Origin of the sequence: Actinotalea ferrariae CF5-4 (genome assembly GCF_000603945.1) — a bacterium.
GTDB lineage: Bacteria > Actinomycetota > Actinomycetes > Actinomycetales > Cellulomonadaceae > Actinotalea > Actinotalea ferrariae.
This window is the reverse complement of record NZ_AXCW01000158.1, coordinates 1-3,447: the sequence shown is the minus strand read 5'-3', so window position 1 is coordinate 3,447 and position 3,447 is coordinate 1. Positions and strand designations below refer to the sequence as shown.

Here is a 3,447-nt window from a genome sequence, read left to right as displayed (position 1 = left end):
GAGGGTGTTACCCCAACACGCTTTCCAAGTGGCCTGGAGGGGTGTGGAGCGGGTGCGGGCGGGTGCGTTTGGGCTGGTCAGCGGTGTGCGCGGGCGACCGTGCGTAGGCCCGGACGGGTCCGTCTGGACACGAACTGCTACCAGAACTGCTACCGCTGGACGGGCCCGGCGGGGTGCCAGGGTGTCAGTTCCGGATCCCCGGGTCGGCGAGGATCGCCCATGTGTACGAGGCGCCCTGACGGCCCTTGAGCGCGCTCGGGCCGTCGGCGGGCATCATTGCGGCCGCCTTGCGGAAGTTCGTTTTCGAGAGCGAGCGGTTGACCTCGCTGCCGTCGCGCGTCACCCGTAGGTAGTCGCCCGGCACGGCGTAACTGAACGGCAGTCCCGTGATCGTGTGGAACGTCTCGCCCGCATGCCGCTGGATCCGGCGCCAGACCTCCTCGAAGTCGCTCATCCCGCGAGTCTCGTGACAGCTGGAGCGGGGAACAAGACCCGGATTGCCGCCAAGGTCACGTCGTAAGGGAGCGTGATGCCACGCGGGACCCGCTGACTGAGTTCGCCTTGTTGAAGCGGATCTTCAACTTGGGCTTGCGCGTGCTCCCGTCGGGCTGCCGACCCTGAGCCATCACGGCGAACTCTTCGCGTTCAAGCGCGGCTTCGAGTGCTGCACGATCTCGCAGATGGTAGGCATCGAGTCGCAGGGGCCGGAACGCGGACTTGAGGGTTCGAGATCGGTCGTGCGCAGGACCGGCGCCCCGGAGCTCGCGGTGCCACGCGTCAAAGGCGGCGTCGGAGTAGTCGGGATCACCGGTGAGGACGATGAAGCCGACGCCCCCCGGCTCATCGAGACCGGCCTCGATGGCGTCGCGGTCGTTCAGGAGGGCGGCAGCCTCGCCACCTCGGCTGTGAGCCTTGAGGTCCCACGTGGACCGCAGTGCATAGTCGAACGAGGTGTTGAGGATGCGCCTGGGGCCACCGCCGAACGCGTTGACGAGCGCGGGGATCCCGACGTATTCGAAGTACCACCCGATCCACTCAGTCTGGCGCCAGTGGCGGAACTCGGCGTCCCGCATCGTCTCCACGCAGTGACGCCCGTCCCAAGCGGCGTCGATGGCCTCGGCCAAAGCCGCGAGCAGTGCCGCTGCTTCTTCACTCGGAGTGGCGAACACCTGCTCGGCGTCCTGCCCCAGCAGGCCGAGGCGTCGCTCGCCCGCGGCCAAGAGGTTGTTCAGGCCGTCGAGGGTGATGGTGTGGCCTGCGGACCAGGCGCGAGGTGTCCAGCTAGCTCCCAGGGCCACTGCGATCGACGCGCCGAGCTCGACCTTGTTGCGCGAGGTGTCGACTCCGAGTCGGAGCCCCTCCGCGAGGTTGATCAGGACGGACTTGCGCTCCTTGCTGCCCGGGCCGAGAACCTGAGGCCCCGACCGGGTGAGCGCAGAGATCCGGTTGACTGCCTCGATCTTGCTACGCGCCGGACGGAATCCGCCGATGCCGAGCTCGGCAGCAAGCGCCTCCTCGATCGCGGAGCGAACGGTTCGCTGGTGCAACTCCAGGGTCGCGGCCTCGAGGAGCGTGTTCAGGCCGTACAGCGTGATGGTGGACCCGCGTGACCACGCCGCTGGTGTCCAGGATGCCCCGAGAGCCTGAGCGACGTGACCGCCGAGGGTGGGCTTCGGTGAGCGGGGATTGACTGGAAGGTTGAGACGGTGCGCCAGCGCGAGCAGCACGGACTTCTTCTCGGTGCTGCCTGGTCCGAGTGGTTCCGGCGGAGCGCCGGCGAGGGCGTAGAGCCGCGCGACAGCCTCTGCCTTGGAGGCGGCGGGGAGAAAGGCGGCGGCCGGGTCCATCACCGCGCAGGCTATCGGCGGCCGAGGATCTCTCGGAGACGTTCATCGGGTGAGATCGGAGCGTCGAGCACCGCGGAGACGATCCGTTGTCCCGCGGAGGTCCTCTTGAGGATCTCTTCGTCGCGCGCGACATGGGCCTTCAAGACGTGCCACACCGCGCCGACGTTCACACCGTTGCCGAGCTGGCGATAGGTGGCCGAGCCGGGCTGCGTGCCGAAGGTGAACTCGTCCGGCAACCCTTGGAGCCGTGCCGCTTCTCGCGGACTCAGTCGACGACCGCGAGGCCCGATGATCGACGTCTGGGTGATGGCGACGAAGGCGGGCAGGTAAGTGGGCCGCTTGGCCCTGATGCCCGACGGTCGGAGATGCATCACCGTGTCCCACAGCCGCGGCGTGTCTTGGGCCTGCCACTCCAGCTTGCGCCGCGACGGTGGGAAGGCCTCGGTGAAGACACCCCACTTCGCGGCCCACGCGTCGATGACTTCACGATGGGCTTCGTAGAACCTCGAGTTCTTGACGAGGAAGTCACGCTTCCAGGCCGGAGTCTCAGGTGACGCGACACTCGCAGCCAGCTCTGCCGCCCTGATGCGCGTGGTCGGCCACGAGTCCGCCCACAGGGGGAACCCGGGAAGCCGGCGACCGTTGCGCGCTTCCCACATGAGTTGGACGAAGTCGTCCCAGGCGTCGATCCACAGCGTCTCCGACGCCGAGAGGTCACAGCCGGAGACGTGGTGGTCCGGGTCGAGGAAGTCGTCGAGGGACCACTCCTCGGCGGGGTCGAAGCCAGCAAGGCGAGTCCGAGGCGTCACCACCGGCTCGGGCCCGATGCGCCCGCCGACGTCGTCCGGGTCGTACGTCGCGGTGATGAAGACCCGCTCACGGACCTGAGGGCGGCCGCCGTGCGAGGGCGGGATCTGGTGGGGGGAGAACACGGCCGGGGTCTCCGACACTCGGTAGCCCTCCTTGCGCAACGTCTCGACGATGACCTGCCACTCATGCCGATGGCGAGGCCCTGCCAGGTTGCGCACGTTCTCGAGCAGCAGCACTGAGGGGTGCTGAGCCCGCACGATGTTGAGGATGTTCCAGTAGAGCGTTCCCCGTGTCTCGTCCATCCCCCGCTGGGCGCCGGACTTGGAGAACGGCTGGCACGGGAAGCCCGCGGCCAGAACATCGTGGGCGGGAACGTTCATGATCGCGTCGGTGGCGTCCCGCGTGATGTCCCCGAGCGGGCTGTGGCCCCAGTTGAGCTCGTAGACCTTCGCCGCCCTCGGGTCGATCTCCACCGAGTACACGCCCTTGCCGCCAAACGCGGTGAGCGCCGCAGCGAAGCCGCCGATGCCAGCGAACAGGTCAGCGAAGCGGAACGCCGGCTCGGTGGACATGCGTGAAGCTTAGAACGCTCGTTCGAGCTGCACAAGCTTCGCCGCGTGTCGGTGTGCGCGTGTCGAGCCGGGCGGTGCCTGTGGATCAGTCACCGTCGGCGCGCGACGATGGAGGGGTGCCGCCGACCTTCCACGTACCCGCCCACCCCGGCTCCACGGGCGAGGTGGTGTCACGGCGCATGAGCACCGTCAAACGGGCTCTTCGCAGATGAGGGTGT

Annotated in this window: 3 protein-coding genes; all 3 read right to left on the bottom strand. The window is 68.1% G+C overall.

Features of this window, described 5'->3' with window-relative positions:
- Positions 1–184 precede the first annotated feature (184 nt).
- From N866_RS13075 to N866_RS13065, 3 genes are read right to left on the bottom strand one after another with little or no spacing between them, the layout of a single operon-like run.
- Positions 185–454, bottom strand: a complete 270-nt coding sequence (locus N866_RS13075; RefSeq protein WP_034227031.1) for a hypothetical protein — start codon at positions 452–454, stop codon at positions 185–187.
- A gap of 55 nt (positions 455–509) precedes the next feature.
- A complete protein-coding gene (locus N866_RS13070) occupies positions 510–1,847 on the bottom strand; it encodes a hypothetical protein (RefSeq protein WP_155855362.1) in 1,338 nt (445 codons plus the stop codon).
- An 11-nt stretch (positions 1,848–1,858) separates the two neighbouring features.
- Positions 1,859–3,229 (bottom strand): DNA cytosine methyltransferase, encoded by a 1,371-nt coding sequence (locus N866_RS13065; protein ID WP_034227028.1) that lies wholly within the window; start codon positions 3,227–3,229, stop codon positions 1,859–1,861.
- Positions 3,230–3,447: the final 218 nt, after the last annotated feature.

Excerpts from the sequence above, each read along its gene's own strand:
- N866_RS13075 (WP_034227031.1), bottom strand. The coding sequence starts at position 454 with ATGAGCGACTTCGAGGAGGTCTGGCGCCGGATCCAGCGGCATGCGGGC.
- N866_RS13070 (WP_155855362.1), bottom strand. The coding sequence starts at position 1,847 with ATGGACCCGGCCGCCGCCTTTCTCCCCGCCGCCTCCAAGGCAGAGGCT.
- N866_RS13065 (WP_034227028.1), bottom strand. The coding sequence starts at position 3,229 with ATGTCCACCGAGCCGGCGTTCCGCTTCGCTGACCTGTTCGCTGGCATC.